The following is a 24796-nucleotide window of genomic DNA, read 5'->3' as shown; positions in this document are numbered from 1 at the left end:
GGCTATCACCCTGCGGGGAAAAGGTCAGGCAAGATCAGCGATTGGCCGGTCTTGCAAAGCGATGCCGCGCACGCTCACGAGCGGAGCGCGACAGGAGCAGAGACGGATCGTCCAGCACGCCGGACTGATTGAGCGCCATCACCACATCATGCCGTGTGATGCCGATATCGTTGAGCTGGCGGTCGTCGAGATCATGGAGGCGATTGCTCGCCAAACGATTGCGAAAGGCACGCCACACGGATTTCGTTCGCAGCATCACGACAGCCAGACGGCCTTGCGTGCCGCGCTCCTCGTGAACCAGATCGAGTTCAGTTCCGCAGTCGGTCGTGCTCATTGGTCTATCCTTTCGCAGGCACGAGAAAGGCCATCCCTTCCGTGGAGGTCCGACGGAAGGGCTGTCCAGGTTGGGCGCTCAGGGAAGAAGCACCCTTCGATTTTGATTTGCGATCCCCTTATCGCGGAAAACCTATTGATCAGTCCAACGAATGTTTCTAATGATTAGCATCAACCTCTCTGATGGGTCACTCTCATGTCCGCTCCGCTTGATATCGACCAGCTGCATACCTTTATTTCCATCGTCGACACCGGCAGTTTCACCAAGGCTGCCGATCGAGTGTTCAAGACCCAGTCTGCAGTTTCGATGCAGATGCGTCGGCTCGAGGAACGGATCGGCAAGCAGCTGTTTGCCAAGGACGGCCGCGGCAACCGGCTGACGGCCGAAGGTGAGAAGCTCCTGAACTATGCGCGGCGCATCATTCGCCTCAATAACGAGGCGATCGCCGCCTTCGACGACAACCGTCTTGAGGGTACGCTCAGGATCGGTACGCCGGACGACTATGCCGACCGCTACATGCCCGAGATCATCGGCCGTTTTGCCAAGACGCATCCGAATGTCGAACTCTATATCGTCTGTGAGCCCTCGGTCAGCCTTGCAGAAAAGATGGCGCGTGGTGAACTCGACATTGCGCTCGTCACCCACAATCCGCGCCAGCGCATTTCCGACGTGGTCCGCACCGAGCCGCTCTGCTGGGTCGGATCAGCCAACCATCCGCTGAAGGACGACGCCCCGGTGCCGCTCGCGGTCGGCCGCCGCGATTGCCTGTGGCGCCAACTCGCCTGTTCGGCGCTCGATGCGGACGGACGCGAATACCAGGTCCTGTTCACGAGCTGGTCTTCGACCGTCGTCGCAGCCGCGGTGCTTGCCGGCATGGCTGTCTCGGTGCTGCCGGAATCGGCGCTCAGGACCGGCATGAAGGTGCTGGCCGCAGCCGACGGCTTCCCGCCGCTTCCGCCGGTGCAGATCGGCATCATGAAACGGCCGGGGCTTTCGCCATCGCTGATGAACGCCATCACCGACCACATCACCGCCTGTCTCGACAACATCTCGCCGGCGGTCATTCCGGACGATCTCGACGGAGAGGCCAAAACGTTCCAGCGCATGCCGCGGGCCCGGGCCGTACAGGTGATGCCGGGGTGGTAAGGGTCACGAGTTCGGCCTTGCCTTCCCCTCACCGGTCGCGCTAAATCGCCCTGTTCTCAGGGCGGGGCGAAACTCCCCACCGGCGGTAGGCGGCGCGAGCCGTGAGCCCGCGAGCGCCTTCCGATGGAAGGGTCAGCAGATCAGGTGCGATGCCTGAGCCGACGGTCACAGTCCGGATGAAAGAGAACGGACGTGCAGCACCCGCATCCCGCGGGTTCTATGGACGTGCGTAATCGCCTTGGGTGCCGTGTCGTAACCTGAAGGAGATTCCATGACACACACCCGCTTCGCTTTCGTCAAAGCAAACTGGCATTCCGAGATTGTCGACAAGGCTCTCGAAGGCTTCCTCGAGCTCATGCCGAGCGAAAACGTCGATATCTTCGACGTGCCCGGCGCCTTCGAGCTACCGCTCATGTCGCGCGATCTGGCAGCGACCGGAAGATATGCCGCGGTCGTGGCCGCAGCGCTGGTCGTCGACGGCGGCATCTATCGGCACGATTTCGTGGCTTCGGCGGTGGTCGATGGATTGATGCGCGCCGGCCTCGACACGGGAGTACCGGTCCTGTCGGTGTCGCTGACGCCACATCATTTCCAGGAAACCGCGCACCACAAATCGATATTCAGCGCGCATTTCGTCGAGAAGGGACGCGAGGCCGCCCAGGCGGCCCAGATGATCGTCGATACGCGGCAACGCATCGCCGCCTGACGCATAGGCGCCAAAAACAAAAGCCGGGGCTGGACCCCGGCTTCCCTATTTATTGCAACGTTTATTGCAACGCCCAGGCGCGAGCACCGCCGGCTTGCGGACCTGCGGCCGGATTACGCCAGGTTCTTCTTGAAGAACGCCAACGAGCGGCTCCAGGCAAGATCGGCGGCCGCCTTGTCGTAGCGGGCCGACGACGTATCGTTGTTGAAGGCGTGGTTGGCGCCGTCATAGACGAAGATCTCGAAGGTCTTGCCGTTCTTTTCGAGCGCTGCCCTGAAGGCCGGGATGCCGGCATTGATGCGCTCGTCGAGCCCGCCGTAATGCAGCATCAGCGGCGCCTTGATGGCAGGCACGTCCTCAGCCTTCGGCTGCGCACCGTAATAGGCGACGCCGGCGTTGAGACTGGGGGACTTCACGGCCAGATTGTTGACCGCACCGCCGCCCCAGCAGAAGCCGATCGCACCGACCTTGCCGTTTGCGCCGCTGATGCCGGCGAGATAGGCGCGGCTTGCCTCGCCGTTGGCCGAAACGTCGTCGGGCTTCAGCGAGGAGAACATCTGCCGGGCCTGCTCTTCGTCCGCCGGCGTGCCGCCCTGGGGCGCCAGGAAATCGACTGCGAGCGCATTGAAACCCTCCAACGCCATGCGGCGGGCGACGTCCTTGATATGGGCGTTGAGCCCGCGGTTCTCGTGGATGACGAGGACGCCGCCGCGCGTGCCGGAGGCATTCTTGGGTTTTACGAGATAACCCTTCATCGTCGCGCCGCCGGCGCCCGGATATTTAACGTCCTCCGTGGTCAGCCGGTCGTCATTGGCGGCAATGATATCGGCCTTGGCCGAACTGGCGCCGATCAGGGGCGCAATCGCCGCGGCAGCTGCACCGGAGCCCGCAAGCTGAGTCAGCTTCTCCATGAAGCGACGGCGGTCCAAAGTCAGGTGCGTGTATTCGTCATAGGCGTCGATCATCGCCTGGGTGATCTTCGGGGTCTCGTTGTCCATGACTATTCCTCCGTAGCGGACTGTATGACGAAGAAATCTACAACGAGGAGCTTTCACTTGCAGATGAAACACTGAGTGATCCAAGTGTTGGATATTACACTTGTTCGTGAGCTCGTTTTGAGCGGACGAGCCCGCCGGGATTGTGACGGGCTCGTCCACTGGCTCGACGGATCGCGGCGGTGCGGCCGTTCATTCTCGCCTCGCCCGCCTGTCTCGATAAACATGGCGAACGCTAGCCAGGCTAAAGCGTCCTAGTTCAGAGCCAGCCAGACCGCGAGCCAGACCCACATCGCCATCACCGCAAAAAAGCCGGCCATGAAGATCGGGCGGCGATAACGCAGCCGGTTGCTGGTGAGGTGGACGTAGGAATGCGCATATCGGGACAGGACGAAGATCCAGGCGAGCGCGACCGTACCGCCATTGTCTGCGGTCGAGACGTACAGCACGAGGCAGGCGGCGTAGAACAGGACCGGCAGTTCGAACTGATTCTTGAGGTTGTTGTGGACAGCCAGGCTTTCGGGCGGCTCTTCCCGGCTTTCGCGGAAATGGCCTGCCTCGGCACTGCCTGCCCGGACGGCCAGATACCGCTTCCTCGACAGCAGCCAGTAGAGAAAGAAGACCAGCGCGGCATGCGCGATCATTGGCCAAAGCGTCGCATCAGTGGAAAGCATCGGTTCTCCTCATTTTCATCGGGGGAACCAGATAACGCGGGCTCTCCTGTACGCAAATGGCGCCGGTTGACCGGCGCCATGTAATCTCATCCATAGCTGCGGGTCATTGCGGGGTCAGGTTCTCGGTGCCGGAGCCATCCTTGCCGGAAATGGTCCAGGCGCCTTCCAGCGATCCGTCGTCATTGACCTTATAGACGACGAGGCCGACCGCCTTGCCGAGCACATAACCGGCAGCGAAGGAATCGCCATAAAGCATGCAGATCCCGCTGGACGTGGAGGAACCGGTCTTCCACTCGATCGAGCAGGTCGTTTCGCTGGTCAGCGCGATTTTTGCGGTTCCCTTGTAGGCGGAGCCATCGAGGTTCGTGCCCTCGACCTTATACGTACCTGCGCGAACGGTTTGCGCCTGCGCAGGCGTCACGAATGCTGCGCCCAAGAGGAGCGCGCAAGCCAGAAACTTCTTCATGTTTACCCCCGAAAAATTCTCCCGTCGGCACAATCACCAACGTTCGTTATCTAGCAGGGAATCACGAAAGAAATAAGCGCCCGGGCCATCGCGACCGGGCATCGCGACCGGCATCCAACTGACTTTCTTGAAACACCGGGGGGAAGGGCAATAACCCCTTTCCCCCGACGGATGTCAGGCCCCGGAGCCCGGATAGTTGGGGCTCTCGCGGGTGATCGTCACGTCATGCGCATGGCTTTCGCGCAGGCCCGCGCCGGAGATGCGAACGAAGGTGGCGCGCTCCTGGAATTCCTTGAGATTGGCGCCGCCGACATAACCCATGGCCGCCTTCAGGCCGCCGCCGAGCTGGTGCAGCACGCCCGAGACCGGGCCCTTGTAGGGGACCTGGCCTTCGATGCCTTCGGGAACGAGTTTCAGCGTGTCGCGCACTTCCGCCTGGAAGTAACGGTCGGCGGAACCGCGGGCCATGGCGCCCACCGAGCCCATGCCGCGATAGGCTTTGAACGAGCGGCCCTGGTAGAGATAAACTTCGCCCGGGCTTTCGTCGGTGCCGGCCAGCAGCGAGCCGATCATCACGGCGGATGCGCCGGCGGCGATCGCCTTGGCAAGGTCGCCCGAGAACTTGATGCCGCCGTCGGCGATGACGGGAATGTCCTGCGCCCGTGCCGCTTCGACGGCAGACATGATCGCCGCGAGCTGTGGCACGCCGACGCCGGCGACGATGCGGGTGGTGCAGATCGAGCCCGGGCCGATGCCGACCTTGACCGCATCCGCGCCGGCATCGATCAGCGCCTTGGTGCCGTCGGAGGTGGCAACATTGCCAGCCATGACACGCACGTGGTTGGAGATGCGCTTGACGCGGGTGACGGCGTCAAGCACGCGCTGCGAATGGCCGTGGGCCGTATCGACTACCAGAAGATCGACGCCGGCCTCGATGAGACGTTCGGCACGCTCGAAACCATCGTCGCCGACGCTGATCGCGGCGGCGGCGCGAAGGCGCCCTTGCGCATCCTTCGAGGCGTTCGGGTTGAGCTGCGACTTCTCGATGTCCTTGACGGTGATCAGGCCGACGCAACGGCCTTCGCCATCCACCACAAGCAGCTTTTCGATGCGGTGCTTGTGCAGCAGGCGCTTGGCCTCGGTCTGGTCGACGCTGCTTTCCTTGACGGTGATCAGGTTCTCGCGGGTCATCAGCTCGTAGATTTTCTGAGCCGGATCGGAGGCGAACCGCACGTCGCGGTTGGTGAGAATGCCGACCAGCCGGCCCGGAACGTGGCCGCCGCCGTTTTCGACCACCGGAATGCCGGAAATGCTGTAGGACTTCATCAGCGACAGCGCGTCGGCGAGCGTAGCGTCCGGGCCGATCGTCACCGGGTTGACGACCATGCCGCTTTCGAACTTCTTGACCTGGCGGACTTGTTCGGCCTGTTCGATCGGGGTCAGGTTGCGGTGGATGACGCCGATGCCGCCTGCCTGCGCCATGGCGATGGCAAGCCGGCTTTCCGTCACCGTATCCATGGCCGAGGAAATGATCGGCAGGTTGAGTTCGATATCCTGGGCGATGCTCGTGGCGATATTCGTCTGGCCCGGCATGACTTCGGAATGGCCGGGCTGCAGGAGCACGTCGTCGAAGGTAAGCGCATCTGCGCCGGTTGCGGTTTCAATGATGCGTGCCATTGCCAAATTCCTTCGATCTAGAAAATGCGGGATGCGCTCAGGAACGACTCTATACGTCCCGACGCTCCGGCAACAATTGCTTGGAAGTTGGCGAGGGCTGGTAACACGTTCATGACAAGAAGGGAATAGCAAAAACCCGAGAGAGGCTTCTCCCGGGTTTCGATTGCTTTTCAACAATAATCAGATGTCGAACTGATAGCTCTTCGGCACGAACCGGTAGCCGGTATCCTGCTTTTCGACGAAACCGACCGCCGGGAAGGGCATATGATAGCCGAGGAAGGCGACCTTGTCCGTGGCGATCATGTCGAGGACCTTCTTGCGGGTGGCCGCCCCCTGCGCCTTGTCCATGTCGAAACGCACTTGCCATTCGGGCCGCTGCAGCGACAGGACGTAGTGGTTGGCCGTATCGGCGGTCAAAACCAGACGCTTGCCCTGCGACTCGATATTGAAGATCAGCATACCCGGCGTATGGCCCGGCGCGAGCATCGCGGTAATGCCGGACGTCACCTCTCCGCCGTCTTTCAGGAAGGCCATCCTTTCGGCAAGTGGCTTTACGTTGGCGAGCACGCTCTTCTGATTGCCCTCTGCCGGCGTGCCGGCGCGGGCGCTATCGGTCCAGAAGTCGTATTCCACCTGGCCTGCGACATAACGCGCCTTCGGGAAGGCAGGCCTGCCGTCTTCCATGATGCCGCCGATGTGGTCGCCATGCATGTGGGTGATGACGATGATCGAGATATCCTCCGGCATGTAGCCGGCGGCGGCAAGCCCCTCGACCAGGCGTCCAGCCCCCTGGGCATGAGCCGCCTTGCCGAGACCCGTATCGAACAGGATGACGTCGCTGCCGGTATCAATGAGCGTCGGGGAGAAGCTGTTGACGAACTGGTCCGTGGGCAGGAAATTCTGGCTCAGCAGCGTTGCAAGCGCTTCGGCTGGCTGATTGAGGCCGAAGGTTTCACCGGGAGCGCCGGAAGGACGAGCGCCGTCCTTCACCACCAGAACCTGAAATCCGCCGAGCTTGAATTTATGAATGTCCGGCGGGATGACGCGATCGATTGCCAACTGCTGCTTCTCCTGGGCAAAAACCTCAGCATTGATGATTGCCGGAGCGGCGAGGATGCCCAGACCGGCCGTGCCGATGAGGGTGCGCCGTCCGATACCTGAATTCGCCATGATTTAACTGCCTCCTGGAATTGCCGCCAGACCCCTGGGTCCGATACGCAGGGAACATAACCGCGGCTCGGGATGAGAAAATCCGATCTCACGCAGACGTGACCCAAAACGTGAAATGGTGAGATTCTCCAATTGGCAGACCGGATCAACAGGTCTATGGACTGCCCTTAATCCCCGCCCGTCGCAGGCCCCCTCATGAACCGCATCGTTCCCCTCATTCTCGCCGTCGCCCTTTTCATGGAGCAGATGGACTCCACCGTCATTGCAACGGCACTTCCGGCGATTGCCGCGGACCTGAATGTCGGCCCGATCACGCTCAAACTTGCTCTGACTTCCTATATGGTGGCGCTCGCCATGTTCATCCCGATCAGCGGCTGGATGGCGGACCGCTTCGGCGCCAAGCGGATATTCCGTGTCGCGATCATGGTTTTTGTCGTCGGCTCGATCTGCTGCGCGTTCTCGTCCGATCTCTTCCAGTTCGTGCTGTCGCGCTTCCTGCAGGGCATGGGCGGGGCGATGATGACGCCGGTTGCGCGCCTGGTTCTCCTGCGCACCACGAAGCGCAGCGAGCTCGTCTCGGCCATGGCGCTGCTCACCATTCCGGCGCTGGTCGGGCCCCTCACCGGGCCGCCGATCGGCGGTTTCATCACCACCTATTTCACCTGGCACTGGATCTTCCTGATCAACGTGCCGGTCGGTGTGCTCGGCATCTATCTCTCGACGATCTTCCTGCCGGACATAGAGGCCACCAATCCGCCTTCGATCGACTGGCGAGGATTTTTCCTCACCTCGGTTACCGCCGCCGGCACGGTCTTCGGGCTTTCGGTCATCGGCCTTCCGGCATTGCCGCCGGCCATCGGCATCACCGCGACGGCGCTCGGGCTTGCGGCCGGCGTCGCCTATGTCGTCCATGCGCGCAGCCACCCCGCCCCGATTCTCAACCTCAGGCTCTTCAAGGACGACGCATTCCGGGCCGCGAGCAGCAGCGGTACGCTGTTCCGCATCTCGACAGGCGCCATTCCATTCCTGATGCCGCTGATGCTGCAGCTCGGTTTCGGCCTCAACCCGTTCCAGTCAGGCCTCATCACGTTTGCGGGCGCGCTCGGCGCGCTGATCGTGAAGTTCGCAGCCCGCCGCGTCTTTGCAATGACCGGTTTCAAGATGACGCTGATCGTTTCGGGCCTACTCGGGGCGGCGACCACGGCGGCAAACGGCTTTTTCACGCCGGAAACGTCGCACGCGCTGATCATCGCCTTCCTGCTGATGTCGGGCGTCTGCCGTTCCTTCTTCTTCACCGGCTCGAACGCGCTCAGCTATTCCGAGATCAGAGACGAGCAGGCGAGCCAGGCGACCTCGATCGCCTCCGTCCTGCAGCAGATCAGCATGGCGCTCGGCGTCGCCTTTGCGGCCTTCATCCTCGAAACGTCGGCGGCAGTCACCGGCACGCATCTGCAGCTCTCGGATTTCCACCTGGCATTCTTCCTGGTGGCGGCTCTTTCGCTGCTCGCCGTCCTGCCCCTGCTGAGGCTGGACCCGGCGACGGGCTCCGCCGTCTCCGGCCACCGGGCCGGCAGGATCCAGCCGGAAGCCGGCGAATAATCAGGCCCGATCGTCCAGGTCGGAGTCTTCCGCTTCGGCGTATTCCACGTCCGCATCCTCCATCCCGGTCTCCTCCACCTCGGTTCCCGGGGCAGTCTCGCCGGCCCTGCGGCCCTTGAAATGCTTGGCGAGCAGGAACATCTCGACCGATTCCTGGCGCGACGCACCCGGCTTCACGTGGATGACCTGCTTGAAATTCTGCTTCAGCATGTTGAGCAGGTCGCGTTCGGTGCCGCCCTGGAAGGTCTTGGCGAGGAAATGGCCGCCCTCGCCCAGCACTTCGACGGCAAAATGCGCAGCCACTTCGCACAGATGCATGGTGCGCAGGTGATCGGTCTTCTGGTGGCCGGTGGTCGGCGCCGCCATGTCCGAGATGACCAGGTCCGGTGTGCCGCCGATCGCTTCCATCAACAGGCGCGGCGCTTCCGGATCGAGAAAGTCGAGCTGCAGGATCGTGACGCCGGCGAGCGGCGCCATTTCCAGAAAATCGATCGCTGCGACGCGGATATCATCATCGGTCGAACCGGTGACATTGGCGGCGATCTGCGACCAGCTTCCCGGTGCAGCACCCAGATCGATAATCCGGCGGGCGCCTTTGAGGATCTGGTGCTTCTCGTCGATCTCCAGAAGCTTGAAGGCCGCGCGGGCGCGATATCCTTCGAGCTTGGCGCGCTGGACATAAGGATCGTTGATATGGCGCTCGAGCCAGCGCCGCGACGACGCCTTGAGCTTGCCCTTCTTGACCTTCTGGCCGAGCTTGCGGCCAGTGCGATTGCCGCTACCGGGGGATTTTGAGGGTGGTTTTGTCATCGCCTTGCTCCAGCCTCATCCTGTCCGCCGGCACCCGGATTGCCCGCCTGGTTACCCCCTGGGCGGCGCGGCCGCACTCGGCGCCACACGCCGTCATCGGCCATCATGTCCGTCAACAGGCCCTCGCGCAGGCCTCGGTCGGCCACCCGCATGCGCTGGCTCGGCCAGCGGCGGCGGATCGCTTCCAGAATGGCGCAGCCGGCCAGCACCAGATCGGCCCGGTCAGGACCGATGCAGGGATTGGCGGCACGGCCGGCAAAATCCCAGGAGAGCAGCTTTGCCTGCATGGCGGAGACTTCCGCATCCGACAGCCACAGGCCGTCGACCTTGCGGCGGTCGTAGCGCGGCAGGTCGAGATGCACGCCGGCAAGCGTGGTGACCGTGCCCGACGTACCGATCAGATGGAAATCCTCGGCGCCCTGGCGGCGGAAGGCGGCAAGCGGCGGGCAATCGAACCCGGCCAGCATGCCTTCGACTTCCGTCACCATGGCGTCAAAAACCTCGGGCGTCACGTCGCGCCCGCCATGCCGTTCCGACAGCGTCACGACGCCGACAGGAAGCGAGGTCCAGTGGGTGATATGATTGGCAAGCCGGCTCGAACGGCTGTCATCGATGCGGATGACGGCGATTTCCGACGAACCGCCGCCAATATCGAAGAGAACGACGGAGCGCGCTTCGCGGCCGACCAGGGACGAGCAGCCCGAGACCGCAAGCCGCGCCTCGGTCTCCCGATCGATGATTTCGAGTTCCAGCCCGGTTTCCGAGGTCACCCGCGCCAGAAACTCCTCGCCGTTTTCGGCGGCACGGCAGGCTTCGGTGGCGATCAGCCGCATGCGGCGGATCGGCCGGTTGGCGAGCTTCGTGGCGCAGATGCGCAACGCTTCGACGGCGCGGTCCATGGCATCCTGCGACAGCCGGCGGCTGGTGCCGAGCCCCTCGCCCAGGCGAACGATCCGCGAAAACGCATCGACGACGCGGAACTGGCCCGGCCTTGTCGGCTGGGCGATCAGCAGGCGGCAATTGTTGGTGCCGAGGTCGAGCGCCGCATAGAGATCGTTGACATAGGAAAATTTTTCGCCGCGGGAATCCGTGCCTTGGCTTTCATTTCCGGCCCTGCCGCGGACATCCTTGGAGGACCCCTGACCCGAACTGGCGGGCACGGAGGTCTTGGCCACACCCGGCACCGCCTTGGCGGGCGTCAGCGGCCGGCCCTGAAGACCACGGCCGCCTCTGTTCTTCTTGCGCCGATTGCGCGGCGGCGATTTTGCCGAATGCGGCTGTTGCCCGCCCTCGGCACGGACCTGACCCTGCTCTGCCACGGGCGCCGCACCCGCGCCCTGTGCCGGCTGCTGAGCGCCGCCGGATTTCGCGCGCCGCCGCTTGCGCTTGCGCGCCTGTGGGTTGGGTTCCTGGTTATGGGGACGTCCGGCAGGTGCAGTCGTATCGACCGCATCCGAATGGCTTGCAGGCGCCGCGTCACGACGTTTGCCGTTCCGCTTCGCCTTCCGACGCCTTGAGGATTTACCCTCTCCGCGCGGTACCGCCGACGCCCCGCCTTCCGGCGGCTTTGCGCCGCTATCGGGGTCCATCACTTTTATGTCCATCTCGCCGCGCAAAGCCTCTTGAAGGTATGCCGCTGGCGTCTGATTGTTTCGTTGGTGCGAAGATAACAGGCGGGGGCGATTTCGCCAACGGCTTTTTGCCGCCCACGTCAGGGACGTGTCAGCGGGCAGCTTTCCAGCTTTTCCGCAGCGGCGGTGAGAAAGCTTCGACGGCATCGATTTTTTTCGAAATCGGTATTTGCAATCTGCCCGCTTTTGTTTATAAGCGCCGCACACCGGCCCGGGCATTCACCGGCGCGCCCTGCTGGGGAATAGTTCAACGGTAGAACGACGGACTCTGACTCCGTTAATCTTGGTTCGAATCCAGGTTCCCCAGCCAATTCTTTCTAAAATTCCCTTTCCGGATATCGTTTTGGCATCATTGGCGACCTGATGCCCAGAACTGGTGCCCACAGGTGATGTCCACGCGCGAAATCGCGCGGCGGCGTCGCTCCCGGCCGCCGGCTTCTACTCAGCCCTTATTGTTCGGACCATAAGAAGGCACAGATCACGCGGAGGAAGCGGATAAACGCGCTTACTCCGCCGCCGCCTTCGCGCCATCTTTCTTGCTTTCCCATTCCTGCGGGGTCAGTGTCTTGATGTCGAATTGGTCGCGGGTCCGGGCATAGGTGTGCCCGCCCATGCGACCCACCGCGTCCATGAGCTGCTGGTCGATATGCAGGTTCGACGGGTTGACGGCATCGCTTCGGACATAGACGCCGAGAACCTCCCCTAAAATGATTTCCCGCGCCGGCCCGACCTGCAGGGTCGTGTGGCGACGGCATTCGAGCGCTGCCGGTGCCGCGAGAATGCGCGGGCTGCGCACCATCTGGCCGGGGACGGTCGCAAGGCCCGCCTCCTCCATCTCGTCGACCTCGGGGCCGAACTTGATGGCGCAGACCTCCATCTGGTCGACCAGCGCGTTGTCGCAGATGTGGACCGTGAACTCTCCGGTCTCGCGGATGTTGCGCGCTGTGTCCTTGAAGCGCATGTCCGAATAGTTCTCGACGCCGATGGCGACGATGGCCGGATCGTGGGTCAGCACATTGAAGAAGCTGAACGGCCCGGCGTTGGGCTGCCCTTGCCTGCTGACCGTCGTCACCAGAGCGATGGGGCGCGGGATCACGGTGCCGATCAGAAGCTTGTAGCGTTCCCGCTCATTGAGCTCGGCGAAGTCGAAATGAGTATGGTCGGTCATGTGTCAGGCCTCGGCAGCGATACGATGGGTTTCAAGCGGGGTGTGGCGGGAGAGCTTCTCGAACCCGTCTTTGGTGACGACATACATGTCGCCGACATTGCAGCCGGCGGAGAGCGGTTCCAGCCACTGGGCGTGCATCACGAACACCATGCCTTCTTCCATCCGGTCGTAGTTGTGGGAGGAGATGTTGAAACTGTTTTGGCTGCCAGCCATGCCGACGGAATGGCCGAGATTGGGGTTATGCGGGCCTTCCGTCGCCGGATAGACATGCATGAGCTTGCGGCCCTGGGCCTCCCAGTCGATGTTCTTGACGTACTGACGCGGGATAAGGCGCGCGCTGCCGTCATCCATCGGCGCCCAGTTATAGGGCATGGTGCGGGCTTCCGGGGAGGTCAACATGCCACGCTCAATCATCGGCTCGAAGGCGGCATTGTTGGCATCGCGCATCAGAGCGCCCGGCCGGATCAGTTTTTCGGCGCGCTTGACGCCTTCCGTGCAGACGGCGAGCACCTCCTCCTGCCGCTTGGTAATCTCACCGATTGCGATCATGCGGGCGGTCTGGGCCGTGTAGCCGCGGTAGGTGATGTTGGAGACATAGAGATTGATCAGGTCGCCCGGACGCACGACATGGCCATAGGGTTTGCCGCAATGGGTGCCGAATTCGTTGACACCGATCTGGTAGCCGTCGCCGGTCTCACCGCCGAAGGATAGCTGGGCCTGCGTGAAGGCGGCATAGATCTCGTGGTCGGTGACGCCAGGTCTGGCGACGTGATAGGCTGCCTGGGTCGCGATGCTGACCAGTTGGGCGGCAGCCCGGAACATCTCGATCTCGCGCGGTGAACGCACCTTCTGCATCCGGTCGAGAATGGCGTTGTCGGCGATGAACTTGCTCTTTGGCATGAATTCGTCGAGCGCCGCCCAGAATGTCAGCGAGGTACGGTCGCCGATCCGGCCGATCTGGGCCTTTGCGAGCCCGAGGCTGGCCAGCAGTTCGGCGCATTTCTCGGCAGTCTTGATCACGCTGTCGCCCGGACGATCGGCATATTCGCGGCCGATCGGGCCAATCTGCCAGATATCCTCGACCAGCACCGGTTCACCGCCCGGCGGCAGCAGCACGGACTGGGTGAAGAAGGACAGAAGCGTCAGCGGCTTGTCGGTGTCTGTCGGGATGATCAGCACGCCTTCGCGCATCCAGTCGCAGATATAGCGGAGATAGTGGTTCGACGTGTGGAACCAGCCGACACCGCCGGTGTGCACGATCAGCGCGTCATGCCCCGCTTCGACCGCCTGACGGCGAATGCGGCGCAGGCGATCCTCGAATTCCTCGACCGGCAGAGGCAGCGGCGCTGCAAAATCGAAGTCCGGCTGGAAATCGGCGAGCAGCGATCCGACACGATAAGAGCCCGCCTTGGTTGCACGCATGTTCATTGGGTATTCCTTCCAGAATTCTAAAAATAGGTCAGGCCTGCTTCTGCGGTGCCAGCACCCGTCTTGCGACAAGCAGCACCACGAGCGTGAGAGCGATCAGAACTCCCGACATCGCGGCAACGCGGACGTCGAGCGACTCTTCGATGAGAGCGAACATTCTGAGCGGCAGCACAGTCGTGCGGGCATCGGCGAGAAAGAGCGAGACGGACACGTTGTCGAGCGACTGGATGAAGACGAGAAACGCACCGGCAAGAATGCCCGGCAGCAACAGCGGCAAGGTTACGCGCCTCAGCGTCGTGAACCACCTCGCCCCCATCACCGTCGAAGCCTCCGCCAGCGATGGATTGATCCCCTGGGCTACAACGGATGCGGCTCTGTACATCAGCGGTCCGAAGACGACCACATGGCCGGTCACTGTCAGCCAGAGCGAAGGCTGGAAGCCGACGAAGTTGGCGACGATCAGTGCCGCGAGACCGTAGACCAGGCTCGGCAGGACGAGCGGCGCGAGCAGAAGAGGTTCGATGGAACTCACGGTGCTGCGTTTCATCCGCGCCATGCCGATGGTGGCGGGAACCGCAAACAGCAGGGACCCTAGAACCGCGAGAGCGGCAATCTTCAACGAGTTTCCGGCCGCAATGTGCTCGGTTCCTGAACGGATCGGGTCGAACAAGGCCTCGTACCAGCGGATCGAGAAGCCCTGCGGCGGGTATTTCAGGCTCTGTCCTGACGTAAACGACATGGTGATCGCGATGATGATCGGGGCGACCAGATAGATCAGGCTGAGGCCACCGAAGCCGAAGACAAATGCCTTATAGAGGAAAGCGGGGATAGGGTTTTCACGCTTGTTATGCATGGCCAACGAGCCTCCTGTGACGGGAAATCATGGTCATTGCGACCAGCAGAATTCCGGTCGAGAGCAGCAAGACGACAGCAATCGCCGATGCCATGGACCAGTCGAACAGCGTGCCGACCTCGCGATAGATCAATTGTGGGACATATACATTGCGGGCGCCGCCGATGACTGCCTGCGTCACGAAGGAACTGCTGGTACTCGCAAAGACCAGGATCCACCCCGCCAGCAGGCCCGGCAGCATCATCGGTAGCAGCACCGTCACGAAGATCCGCCAGGGTCCGGCCCCGGAGACCTGCGCTGCCTCCGTGAATTGGACGGGGGTCCGCGACAGGATCGCGATCAGCGGCAGGATGATAAGGGGCAGATCGATCTGGCACATGGCCAGCACCAGCCCGAGTTCGGTGGACATCAGAGAGAACGGTTGTCCTGCAAGACCGAGGGCCACGAAGGTCTCGCTGATCGGCCCCTGCCGCCCGAGGATGACGATCCAAGCAAAGGTTCGCACCACGTTGCTGGTCAGCATGGGAATAAGCGTCAGAAAGATGATGACTTGACGCGCAGTCTTGCCGCTGTGCCAGTAAAGGAGCGCGATCGGAATGCCGAGAAGAGTCGTGCTCGCCACGGTTTGCAGACCGAGTTTTGCAGTATTCATCAGCACGCGATAATTGAACGCATCGCCTAGGAACCGTCCGTAATTGCTGAGTGTCAGTCCGTCCGGGCCGGTGAAACTGAACCCAATGAGAACGGCGAGCGGCGTCGCAAAGAACGCCACCGACAACAGGAGCATCGGGATAACGTATGGGAAGCCGCTCGCCTTCATCATGTCACCTCAACCAGCAACGAGGGCGTCGAACTTGCGTATCCATTCCGCACGGTTCTTGTTGATCGAAGCCCAGTCCGGATAGACCATGTTGGCAAGCTGGTCGCGCTTGACGAAGGCCTCAATGCCCGGCGTGAGGGAGACGTTCTTGTTGGTCGGGAACATCTCCTGCGGCGGCATCTTCAGCTTGTCCTGTGCCGCCTTGGAGATGGCTGCATCCATGTAGGCATAGGCGGCCTCGACGTTTTTCGAACCCTTGGTCAGGTGGATGTTGACCGGGGCTGCGGGAGAGCCGGTTTCCGGCTGGACGAACTCGGCCTTGAGGCCAAGGCTCTTCAGGCGGGCGACATTGCCGGTGGAGCACATGAAGACCGCGATCTCGCCCTGCTGGAAGAGCGTCATCTGGTGGTTGGTGCTGGCGACGACGCCCTTGATCTGCTCCGGATTGTCCTTGAACAGCTTGAAGACGGCATCCATGTCCGTGGTACTGGTCCCGAAGATCTTGGCGATCTGGCTATAGGCCATGACGCCGGTATTCGAGCCGAAGCCGGTCCAGGATACCTTACCCTTGTAGGCTGGGTTTTCGAACAGGTCGCGATAGCCCTTGGGGGCAGGCACGAGATCAGGATTGTAGGCGATGCCGTTGACTTCGATTGTCACGGTCGGGCCATACTCGCCCTGGAAGGCCGGGTCGAGCATGCTCCAGTTCTTGAGCTTGCTCGGATCGATCTTCTGGATCAGGTCGTTGTCGATGGCGGTCGCCATCTGGCCGGGCGACATCAGCAGCGTGTCGTAAGGCGGGTTGCCGGGGCTCGCCATCACCTTGGCGAGTTGGTCCTGCGCCAGTGCCGGGGCGACCGTCAGATCGAAACCGGCTTGCCTGACGAGCGGCGTCAGGACCGTGCGGTAGCCATCTTCCCAGTTGCCGGGGAAGGTTGCGGCGACGACACTGCCGCCGGCGGCGCGGGCGGAAAACGGCATGGTTGCGGCTGCGGCCGCACCGGCAGCGAGCAGGCCAAAATTACGACGAGTCATATTGAAGTTGGTCATGCGATCACCTCTGTTGGTTGTTGATTGACGGCTTTCATTCACTGGCTTCATTCACTGGGAGACTTCCGGTTCGCCCGGAAAGACATGGGCTCGTGCGGTGTCGATCTCGGCAAAAATCTGCGTCCCGGTTTCGGGAACGAAGGTCGAAGGGCCGCGCACCTCGGACGCACGCAGATTAGTGCCGTCGTCGAGAACGAGGTCGTGGACCAGCGTCGGGCCGAGCGGCACGGATACGGTCACGCGTGCCGCAAGCGAATTTTCGCCTGGCTGGCTTGTCAGCCGAACCTCCTCCGGCCGGAAGGTGACGGTGACCTTCGATCCGGCGGTGAAATTCAGGCGGCGCGGCAACTGGAGGGTTTTGCCACTCGGCAAGCAGATCAGCGTGGCTTCAGTATCCAGACGCGCGACAATTCCGTGGAGAATATTGGCCTGCCCGATGAAGGTGTTGACGAACAGCGTGTTGGGCCGGTCATAGACGGCCATCGGCGTATCGATCTGCTCGACATTACCCTTGCTCATCAGGACAAGACGGTTTGCCAGGCTCTGGGCTTCTTCCTGGTCGTGGGTGACGATCAGCGTTGTGATCCCGAGCGTTTTCTGAAGATGCAGAAGTTCGACCTGCAGGTCGAAGCGAAGCGCCCGGTCCAGTGCGCCGAACGGCTCGTCGAGCAGAAGCAGCGAAGGGCGTCCTGCTATGGCGCGGGCAACCGCGACACGCTGCTGCTGGCCGCCCGACAGTTCGCGTGGAAGCCGATTGCCGTAACCGTTGAGACGAACGAGGGACAACATTTCCTCGACGCGCGCCTTTCGCTCAGTGCGCGGAACCTGCTGGCAGGCGAGTGGATAGGCGATGTTCTCGGCCACGGTCAGATGCGGGAACAGCGCATAATTCTGGAAGACCATGCCGATGCCGCGAGCTCGGGCAGATATGTTGGCGAGGTCGGCCCCACCGAGCACCATTCGGCCAGACTTTGGGTGGATCAAGCCTGCGATAGCCCGGAGCACCGTAGATTTGCCGCAGCCGCTTGGCCCGAGGAGTGCGACGATTTCTCCAGCGTTGACCTCAAAGGACACATCGCTGACGGCATTCTGTCCGCCATAACTGTGCGTGAGGTCTTTGACACTGAGCTGCTTTCCTTCAATTGAGTTCGCAATATGAGGCATGCAAATTCCCCCATGATCTGCCGCAACGATGGGACGCGAGTAGCGACCGGGAGCTAAGCGGATATGTCGTTGGCTAAAAAATCTGGTCAGGGTCTGGTTCATGCCCATCGAATTGCAAGCACCGTGCCAGTTCCAAACTGTCACCTGAAGAATCGAAGCAAGGTGATGTTTTAAATATGTTATTTTTTACGAGATTAAATTCGCAAGTTTATTATCACAGATTTTTGTATCTGAATAAATCAGTACTGCTGCATATAATTTGGCCTCGATAGTTTAGTTCTTGAGCAGAGACCTGGTAGCCGGCGGGGAGAATTCACGCCACTTTTTATCGGAAACGCGCCCATTGCAGAGATTTTGTCTTCAAGATTAGGAAAATATCCCTACAATTGGAGCTAAATTGGATTTGAGGCGGCGTTTTCCCATGACAGCAACGTTGAGCCCGATGAGATTTTATGCATCTACATTCGTGTTAATTATCGAACCTAGTTTCGAAATAACATGCGAATATCTATGTGATGAATATCTGGCTTCATTCCCAATAGCTTAGGAGTCATTCCGTCAACTTGGCACGGCGATTGCTTCAAAATCCCCGAGAATTCAAACACAGCAAAACAACGAAAGGGGATCCCATGAACAGCATCAACGGAATTCTGCGAAGCGGACTTGCCGGCACATTCGCAACCTTGCTCTCCCTGTCGGCACAGGCAGCCGAAGGTCCGGCAGTCAAGATGGTGCCGGAGGCGGACGTGGTGAAGTTGCCGGGCGTGGCCTTCAACCAAAAACTGGCAGACGGCCTGCCGCCTGCCATCAAGGCATCGAAGGTCCTCAAGGTCGCAACCGACCTCACCCCGCCGATCAGCTTCCGCGCAGAGGATGGAAAGCTGATCGGCATCGATGCCGATATCGCCGCGGCCCTCGGCGTTGTTCTCGGCATCGACGTGCAGATGACTGACGTCGGCGCTGGGGCAGCGATCGTCCCTGCAATCCTGTCGAAGCGTTTCGACATGACCGTCTCCGGCATCAACGATGATCCGGAACTGGAAAAGCAGGTGGACGTGATCGACTACATGTATGATGCGACCACGATCATGACCATCAAGGACAACCCGCTCGGCATCAAGAGCATGGCGGATCTCTGCGGCAAGAAGGTCGCCGTGCCGGTCGGCACTTTCCAGGGGCGCATGGTGGAGGCCGCGTCTGCCAAGTGCGCCACGCCGATCGAGATCATGTCCATCCCGAAAATGCCCGACGTATTGCAGGCAGTGCGCACCGGCCGCGCCGATGCGACCGTCAACGGTTATGCCACGAGCGTCTACACCACGACAAACCAGACCGGCAGAGGCGTCGGCCTGCAGGCTCTTCCGGATGTCCGCCTCGCAGTCGGATATCTCGGCATGCTGGTATCGAAGGACAACCCACAGCTTCGCGACACGGTCGTGGCGAGCCTTCAGCACATGGTCGATAGCGGCGCCTATGAAACCATCATGAAAAAATGGAGCCTTGGTCCGCTCGCCGTGAAGACGGTCAAGGTCAACGACGCCGCCAGCATGCCGGTGGATTGAGCCCATGTCCCTTTTTGCTCAACCCGTCAGCATCGTCATGGCACCTCCCGTCGGCAAGCCGATACGGTGGGGGCAAATCACGACCGGCACCAGCGCGATCCTCGCGCTGGCTCTCCTTATGATGATCGTCGGCCGTAGCCAGAGCGTTCAATGGAGCGAAATCCCTCGCTTCATGATCGATCCGATGATCCTGGGCGGCGTCGTCCTGACGCTCCAACTGACGGCAGGCGCGATGGTGGCCGGGATTGCCGTCGGCTGCATCGTGGCCATCATGGCCACCAGCCAGAATATCGTGCTGAAAACCATGGCCGTCGGCTTCGTCTGGTGGTTTCGGGGCGTGCCGCTGATCGTCCAGATCTTCTTCTGGTTCAACATCGCACTTTTTATCCCCGAGGTTGGTCTTGGCGCCTATACGATATCGATCAACGATCTGGTCACTCCCGCGGTCGCCGGGTTCCTGGCGCTCGGTCTGCACGAGGCCGCCAATATGAGCGAGATCATTCGCGGCGGCCTGACGGCGGTGGATCGTGGACAGCGTGAAGCGGCATCGTCCCTCGGCTTGCGGCCATTGCAAACCTTGCGGACGGTCGTTCTGCCGCAGGCGGTCCGCCTCGTCGTTCCACCGACCGGCAACCAGGCCATCGGCATGCTGAAGGCCAGTGCCATCGTCTCCGTCATCGGCATGCAGGACCTGCTGACCCAGGCGCAGGCGATCTATGCGCGCAACTTTCTGGTCATCGAACTGCTGTGCGTTGCATCGCTCTGGTATCTCGCGATCACCACGGTCGCCTCGATCGGCCAGCATTTCCTGGAACAGCAACTCGTGCCCAAAGGCCCGTCTGGCGGCTCGCAAAAGGAGACCCGGCAACGGGCCTGACAGGTCGCCGGCATCGTTCAACCCAACCAAGCAAGGATCGCCAGCGCAGCGTATCCGATCAGGAAATCCCAAGGAGCAAACCATGAAACTCGGCATTGATGCACAGAAACTTCCCGAAGCTGTAAAGCGCGGGCCGCTTGCAAGCCTCGACCATGTCAGGGAACTCGGTCTCGGCGGTCTTTTCTTCACCACGGTTCTCGATATGAGCCCGACGCTGGACAAAGTCGAACTGCGCGACATCAGGGCGAAGGCCGATGAACTCGGCCTTTATCTCGAAAGCGGCGTCGGCAAGATCAATCCCTATTGCAGCGCCGAGGCGCCGGAGTTCCGGGCAATCGGCGACGGCGACATCATTCTTGGCTTCACCCGGATGATCGAAGCGGGCGCCGCTATCGGCTGCCGTGAACTCTGGGTATCGCCCGGCAATTTCAAATCCGAATATCGTGGCAGGTTGGCGAACGACCGGTTCCGGACCGACGTCACCTGGGAAGAGCAGTTGTTCGCCATCGAAAAGGTTCTGCTGAAGCTGGCACCTGTCGCCCGCGCCAACGGCGCTCACCTCAACATGGAGACCCATGACGAGATCACCTCCTTCGAAATTCTTCGGCTGATCGAAAAGATCGGTGAGGATTGCGTGGGCGTGGTCTTCGACACGGCCAACGGTCTGCAGCGCGCAGAACATCCGGTCTTTGCCGCAAAACGCGTCGCGCCTTATGTCCGCCAGACCCACATCAAGGACGCCTATGTCGGGCGGGCACCCGGTGGCTTCGATTTCCAGACCCGCCCGGTCGGCGGCGGCATCGTCGATTTCGGCTCGATCCTTCCCATCCTCGCAAGAGCGAACCCAGATCTGAATTTTTCGCTGGAAGTTGCCGCATCCGTCGAAGACAAGCCCCGAAAAGCCAATCCGCGCCAGTGCATCCAGATCGACGATCCGATCTGGCGCGCCGGCCACCCGGATCTCAACGCCGAAGAGCTGGATGCTTATATTGCTATGGTGGACGCCTATGAGAAGCGCGTCACATCTGGTGAAATTCCGGATTGGGAAGCGTACGAAGCCAGCCAGTACGGCTACCCCACCTATGAGAGGCCGTCCTACGGCTACAAGGAATCTGTGATCTTCATCAAGGACTCGGCTCGCTATGTCGAAAGCATTTGCGCCGAAAACGGCATCTCCCTTTCTTCGCCGGCGACAAAGCGGCAGGCGGCCTGAACGACCGGTCCGTCAGCATCGGCGGCATGCGCTGCCGATGCCCTTTAAAATCATGGGAAAGTCTGGCTTTTTGTCGAGATCGGCATATACGCAGGAATATTCTCATGGAAATAATAATGCTGCCGTAAGGGCATTTGGAGCAGGAAATGAAAAGGACGCGCCGTCAAAGCGCCAAGGCAGTACCGAAAGCGCATAGCGCAGCGGAAACCACTGAGACCAACAACGACGATGTTTCAGAGCGCATCCGGACAACGCTTGGCACCGCAATCGGTGAAGGCGCGCTGAAGCCGGGAACCAAGATTCTGGAGGATGCAATCGCCGAACATTTCGGTGTCAGCAGGACGGTCGTCCGAGGAGCCCTCGGCGTGCTGGAGAGCGACCATCTTCTGGAGCGAAAGAAAAATCGCGGCACTTTCGTCGCAGAACCTGGGATCGAAGAAGCCAGGGCTCTTTTCGAATCACGCCGGAAGCTGGAGCACGTCATCCTCGAACTGGTCATGAACCGCGCCGAAGCGGAGCAGCTGGACGCTCTCGAAAAGCTGGCGGACGAGGAAGAACATATCCATCATCACGGCGACGAGAAATCGAAGACTGTCCTTTCCGGCAAGTTTCACATCGTACTTGCCGAACTCGGCGGCAACGCGGTCATGACCGAAATGCTGTCGAAGATCGTTGCCCGCCTCTCGCTCGTGATGGCCCTCTACGAGGAAGAGAAGCAGGACGACTGCGGCGCCGATCACCATCGTCTGATCGTGACCGCGCTGAAAGCCAAGGACCTAATGAAGGCGCAGCAGTTGATGGACCATCATCTTGCTGACATCGAAGGCCGTGTGCGGCTCACTGAGGGCCAGGGTGACCGGCATACGTTCATGGCTGTGCTGGAGAACTTTTCCTAAACCGGGTGACGTCAACACCCGTCCGAGCGGAAATTATTGCCGCTCTCCCGTCCTGTTGACTGATGCCCATAGCCAGGGCGCAAAGGTGGTATCCACGGTCGCTCGCGACAGGAAAACAGAGGGAATTTCGCGGCTCCTCAACTAACCATTTGAAATTATGTGAGAATCCAGGATATCCAGCCAATCTCCCTTTAAAATTCCCATAGCTTTTCCGGCGCTGGCGGCGATTGGGATCGGTCGACGCGCTCAGGGCCTGTCCGCTTTCCCGTTTGCCGCAAGATGCAGACCTAAATAATCCTGCCCCCGCCGATGGGTGGGAGGCAGGGCAAATCGTGTCCGGGTTTTACCGGGCAATCAGCACCGGCAGCTTGCTTTTCTCCAGGATCGAAGCGGTCACGCCGCCGAATACCCGCTCCCGCAGGCGGGAATGTCCGTAGGCGCCCATGACGATGAGGTCGGCGTTGATCTCGAGCGCGTGCCGTTCGAGCACGTCTTCCACTGGCCGGCCGCCGCTTGCCAGTTGTTCGACGACGACATTTATCCCGTGTCGGGCGAGATAGGCAGCGACGTCGGCGCCGGGTTCGCCGCCGCTGACCCAGTAGGAACTGTCCGGATCGACCAGCACGACATGCACCTCCTCGGCCCAGGTCATCATCTCCAGGGCCTCGCGTGCGGCCCGAGCCGCCTCGGTGCGGGAATTGGCGAGCAGAACCCGCCGTGGCTTCAGGGTCGTCCTGAGGTTCTTCGGCGCCAGAAGAAGGGGGCGGCCCGCTTCGAACACGCCGCCGTCGACGATTTTCCGGGTGAGAACGCTATCGCCGCGCACGCCGTCTCCGATCACCAGCACATCGGCATAAAGTGCGCGGCGATGAATTTCCTCGCCTACGAAAACGCCTTCAGAGTAGATGACGTCGATGTCGAACGACAGACCATTCGTCGTGCAGGCGGCTGCCGCCTGTTTCCGGATGCCGTCGAGCAATCTCAAGTCCTCGTCCCGCTGGTCGAGCCACACCGTGCCGGCCGGAAAATCACCCATGGTTGCCGGAACCGCGAGGCCGATGACCACGACGGAAAGATGCGCTTCGAGTTCGATCGCGGTCTCCATGGCACGGGCGAGATCAGCAGTTGGATCCGTATTGCCGATCATCGCGAGCACTGTCTTGAATGACATTGTCTGTCTCCTCTGCATAACGCCTTGATTGGCCTATGGAAGGAAAGCCTAGAACCGGCACCGGCCCGAGCCATGATCTTCGTCAACCGAAAAGCGGAATTTCAGATTGCTGCGCACTATCTGAGGATCGACTAGGATCATAAACCCCGCTTCTGCCTCCACGATGAAAGCTCTCGCCATGCCGAAACGCAGCGCAGGTCTTTTGATATTCCGCCACGCCGCCGGAGATCGGCAAGTGTTTCTGGTTCATCCCGGCGGACCGTTCTGGGCACGCAAGGACGAAGGAGCCTGGTCCATTCCCAAGGGCCTTGTCGATGAAGGAGAAGACGAACTGGTGGCCGCGAAACGAGAGGTTTTCGAGGAGGTAGGAGCGAGAATTAACGGCAACTTCGAATGGCTCGGCGAATACCGCCAGCCGGGCGGCAAGCGGGTGCTCGCCTGGTCGATCGAGGCCGATATCGACGTCGAGAAGATCGTCAGCAACACGTTCCGGATCGAGTGGCCGCCGAAATCGGGGCTGATGAAGGAGTTTCCGGAAGTCGACCGGGCCGGCTGGTTCAGCCTCGACGAGGCGGAGCGCAAGATATTGAAGGGGCAGCAGCCGATCCTCGTCGATTTCGCGGCACGACGACAGCCATAAAGCAGGAGCCCAAATCCGGCTTTGCATGTCGAAGTGCCGGGCGCCGGCGAAACCCCTCCACGGCTTGACTTAGATCACCGCAAAGCCCGTGATGGACAGATACGAGAACTGCCTGACATCAGCGTTCATGGAGCCTCCCTTTGAACCGTATCGCAAAAGCCGCCATCATTGTCGCAGTCGTAGGTGCCGCCGGTTATTTCGGCTGGCGGTATCAGCAGGACCTTCGGGCCGAGCGAGCCATGCAGGGAATTGCCAGTGGAAACGGCCGCATCGAGGCGGTCGAAATCGATGTCGCGGCGAGAACCGCGGGACGCCTTTCCGATATTCTGGTGAAGGAAGGCAACTTCGTCAAAGCCGGCGCGATCGTCGCCCGCATGGATATCGAACAGCTCGTCGCCCAGAAGCGGGAAGCGGAGGCCCAGCTTGCAAGGGCGAAGATCGCCATCGAAACCGCAAAAAGCCTCGTCGTCCAGCGCCAGGCGGAAAAGGAAGCTGCGGCCGCAACAGTCTCCCAGAACGAGGTCCAGCTGCAATCGGCTCGCAAGCGGCTGGCCCGCAGCGAGCAGATGAGCCGCAGCGGATCGGTGTCCGAACAGTTGCTGGACGACGACCGCGCCAGGGTCGAGGGGGGCGTGGCGACAGTCGCGGCGGCCAAAGCCAACCTTGCGGCGACCGATGCGGCGATCGGTGCGGCGCAGTCTCAGGTCGTGGATGCCGAGGCCTCGGTCGAGGCCGTGCAGGCGACT

24 protein-coding genes, 1 tRNA gene and 1 riboswitch are annotated in these 24796 nt (G+C 61.2%); of the genes, 10 read left to right on the top strand and 15 right to left on the bottom strand.

From position 1 onward, the window contains the following. Positions 1-34 precede the first annotated feature (34 nt). Entirely contained in the window at positions 35-334 is a 300-nt protein-coding gene (locus tag MOV63_RS20510; RefSeq protein ID WP_038540110.1) for a DUF1127 domain-containing protein, read from the bottom strand. Positions 335-529: 195 nt separating this feature from the next. Between MOV63_RS20510 and MOV63_RS20505 the strand changes: the two genes are divergently transcribed. Both MOV63_RS20505 and MOV63_RS20500 read left to right on the top strand, forming a co-directional pair. Next, positions 530-1480 carry a LysR substrate-binding domain-containing protein gene (locus MOV63_RS20505; RefSeq protein ID WP_038540107.1) on the top strand — a complete coding sequence of 317 codons (951 nt, stop codon included), beginning with the start codon at positions 530-532 and terminating at the stop codon, positions 1478-1480. 48 nt (positions 1481-1528) lie between these two features. Further along, positions 1529-1672, top strand: a riboswitch (FMN riboswitch). A gap of 79 nt (positions 1673-1751) precedes the next feature. Beyond that, complete coding sequence (locus MOV63_RS20500; protein ID WP_038540104.1) at positions 1752-2186, top strand: 6,7-dimethyl-8-ribityllumazine synthase; 435 nt, start codon at positions 1752-1754, stop codon at positions 2184-2186. A 113-nt stretch (positions 2187-2299) separates the two neighbouring features. Here the strand turns inward: MOV63_RS20500 and MOV63_RS20495 are convergent, their stop codons facing one another. The 5 genes from MOV63_RS20495 to MOV63_RS20475 form a co-directional block, all read right to left on the bottom strand. Further along, positions 2300-3184 carry a dienelactone hydrolase family protein gene (locus tag MOV63_RS20495; protein WP_247036337.1) on the bottom strand — a complete coding sequence of 295 codons (885 nt, stop codon included), beginning with the start codon at positions 3182-3184 and terminating at the stop codon, positions 2300-2302. Between the two features lie 251 nt (positions 3185-3435). Further along, positions 3436-3855, bottom strand: coding sequence for an MAPEG family protein (locus MOV63_RS20490; RefSeq protein WP_247036336.1), 420 nt, complete (start codon positions 3853-3855; stop codon positions 3436-3438). Positions 3856-3958: 103 nt separating this feature from the next. Further along, the gene (locus MOV63_RS20485; RefSeq protein ID WP_038540094.1) at positions 3959-4321 is read right to left on the bottom strand and encodes a hypothetical protein; all 363 of its coding nucleotides are present in this window, start codon (positions 4319-4321) and stop codon (positions 3959-3961) included. A 174-nt stretch (positions 4322-4495) separates the two neighbouring features. Continuing rightward, entirely contained in the window at positions 4496-5998 is a 1503-nt protein-coding gene (gene guaB / locus MOV63_RS20480) for an IMP dehydrogenase (protein WP_247036335.1), read from the bottom strand. 180 nt (positions 5999-6178) lie between these two features. Next, entirely contained in the window at positions 6179-7168 is a 990-nt protein-coding gene (locus MOV63_RS20475; RefSeq protein ID WP_247036330.1) for an MBL fold metallo-hydrolase, read from the bottom strand. 195 nt (positions 7169-7363) lie between these two features. On the opposite strand from MOV63_RS20475, the gene MOV63_RS20470 reads away from it, so the two are divergent. Further along, positions 7364-8767 (top strand): MFS transporter, encoded by a 1404-nt coding sequence (locus MOV63_RS20470; RefSeq protein ID WP_247036328.1) that lies wholly within the window; start codon positions 7364-7366, stop codon positions 8765-8767. On the opposite strand, the gene MOV63_RS20465 is transcribed toward MOV63_RS20470, so the two are convergent. Together MOV63_RS20465 and MOV63_RS20460 are read right to left on the bottom strand one after the other, a co-directional pair. Next, positions 8768-9577, bottom strand: a complete 810-nt coding sequence (locus tag MOV63_RS20465) for an RlmE family RNA methyltransferase (protein ID WP_247036326.1) — start codon at positions 9575-9577, stop codon at positions 8768-8770. Continuing rightward, on the bottom strand, positions 9574-11169 hold the full coding sequence (locus tag MOV63_RS20460; RefSeq protein WP_247036324.1) for a Ppx/GppA family phosphatase: 1596 nt from the start codon (positions 11167-11169) through the stop codon (positions 9574-9576). The genes MOV63_RS20465 and MOV63_RS20460 overlap by 4 nt, the downstream gene beginning before the upstream one ends. Positions 11170-11444: 275 nt before the next feature. On the opposite strand from MOV63_RS20460, the gene MOV63_RS20455 reads away from it, so the two are divergent. Continuing rightward, positions 11445-11518: transfer RNA gene (locus MOV63_RS20455), tRNA-Gln, on the top strand. A 195-nt stretch (positions 11519-11713) separates the two neighbouring features. On the opposite strand, the gene MOV63_RS20450 is transcribed toward MOV63_RS20455, so the two are convergent. The 6 genes from MOV63_RS20450 to MOV63_RS20425 are packed head-to-tail and all read right to left on the bottom strand — an operon-like array spanning position 11714 to position 17691. Beyond that, positions 11714-12376, bottom strand: coding sequence for a flavin reductase family protein (locus MOV63_RS20450; RefSeq protein WP_247036322.1), 663 nt, complete (start codon positions 12374-12376; stop codon positions 11714-11716). A 3-nt stretch (positions 12377-12379) separates the two neighbouring features. Further along, positions 12380-13804: a Xaa-Pro peptidase family protein gene (locus tag MOV63_RS20445; RefSeq protein ID WP_247036320.1), complete on the bottom strand. Its 1425-nt coding sequence runs from the start codon at positions 13802-13804 to the stop codon at positions 12380-12382. Positions 13805-13835: 31 nt separating this feature from the next. Continuing rightward, positions 13836-14657 (bottom strand): ABC transporter permease, encoded by an 822-nt coding sequence (locus MOV63_RS20440; RefSeq protein ID WP_247036318.1) that lies wholly within the window; start codon positions 14655-14657, stop codon positions 13836-13838. Further along, entirely contained in the window at positions 14650-15477 is an 828-nt protein-coding gene (locus MOV63_RS20435) for an ABC transporter permease (RefSeq protein WP_247036375.1), read from the bottom strand. Before MOV63_RS20435 ends, MOV63_RS20440 begins: the two co-directional genes overlap by 8 nt. 9 nt (positions 15478-15486) lie before the next feature. Continuing rightward, complete coding sequence (locus tag MOV63_RS20430) at positions 15487-16527, bottom strand: extracellular solute-binding protein (RefSeq protein WP_247036316.1); 1041 nt, start codon at positions 16525-16527, stop codon at positions 15487-15489. 51 nt (positions 16528-16578) lie between these two features. Beyond that, on the bottom strand, positions 16579-17691 hold the full coding sequence (locus tag MOV63_RS20425; RefSeq protein ID WP_405029359.1) for an ABC transporter ATP-binding protein: 1113 nt from the start codon (positions 17689-17691) through the stop codon (positions 16579-16581). A 629-nt stretch (positions 17692-18320) separates the two neighbouring features. Between MOV63_RS20425 and MOV63_RS20420 the strand changes: the two genes are divergently transcribed. The 4 genes from MOV63_RS20420 to MOV63_RS20405 all read left to right on the top strand — a co-directional run bounded on the left by MOV63_RS20420 (position 18321) and on the right by MOV63_RS20405 (position 22239). Further along, a complete protein-coding gene (locus MOV63_RS20420; RefSeq protein WP_247036312.1) occupies positions 18321-19253 on the top strand; it encodes an ABC transporter substrate-binding protein in 933 nt (310 codons plus the stop codon). Positions 19254-19257: 4 nt separating this feature from the next. Beyond that, positions 19258-20130 (top strand): amino acid ABC transporter permease, encoded by an 873-nt coding sequence (locus tag MOV63_RS20415; protein WP_247036304.1) that lies wholly within the window; start codon positions 19258-19260, stop codon positions 20128-20130. An 82-nt stretch (positions 20131-20212) separates the two neighbouring features. Continuing rightward, complete coding sequence (locus tag MOV63_RS20410; RefSeq protein WP_247036303.1) at positions 20213-21343, top strand: sugar phosphate isomerase/epimerase family protein; 1131 nt, start codon at positions 20213-20215, stop codon at positions 21341-21343. A gap of 146 nt (positions 21344-21489) precedes the next feature. Further along, positions 21490-22239: a GntR family transcriptional regulator gene (locus MOV63_RS20405; RefSeq protein ID WP_247036301.1), complete on the top strand. Its 750-nt coding sequence runs from the start codon at positions 21490-21492 to the stop codon at positions 22237-22239. Positions 22240-22582: 343 nt separating this feature from the next. On the opposite strand, the gene MOV63_RS20400 is transcribed toward MOV63_RS20405, so the two are convergent. Next, the gene (locus tag MOV63_RS20400; protein ID WP_247036300.1) at positions 22583-23410 is read right to left on the bottom strand and encodes a universal stress protein; all 828 of its coding nucleotides are present in this window, start codon (positions 23408-23410) and stop codon (positions 22583-22585) included. A 178-nt stretch (positions 23411-23588) separates the two neighbouring features. Here MOV63_RS20400 and MOV63_RS20395 point away from each other — a divergent pair, with 178 nt between their 5' ends. After that, positions 23589-24050, top strand: a complete 462-nt coding sequence (locus tag MOV63_RS20395; protein WP_247036299.1) for an NUDIX domain-containing protein — start codon at positions 23589-23591, stop codon at positions 24048-24050. A gap of 140 nt (positions 24051-24190) precedes the next feature. Continuing rightward, the coding region (locus tag MOV63_RS20390) for an HlyD family secretion protein (RefSeq protein WP_247036298.1) at positions 24191-24796 on the top strand (606 nt) is incomplete at its 3' end.

Source organism: Neorhizobium sp. SHOUNA12A (genome assembly GCF_023006505.1).
Classification (GTDB): Bacteria; Pseudomonadota; Alphaproteobacteria; order Rhizobiales; family Rhizobiaceae; genus Neorhizobium.
Note: the sequence above shows the minus strand (reverse complement) of the source record. Positions and strands in the feature narration are given on the sequence as shown.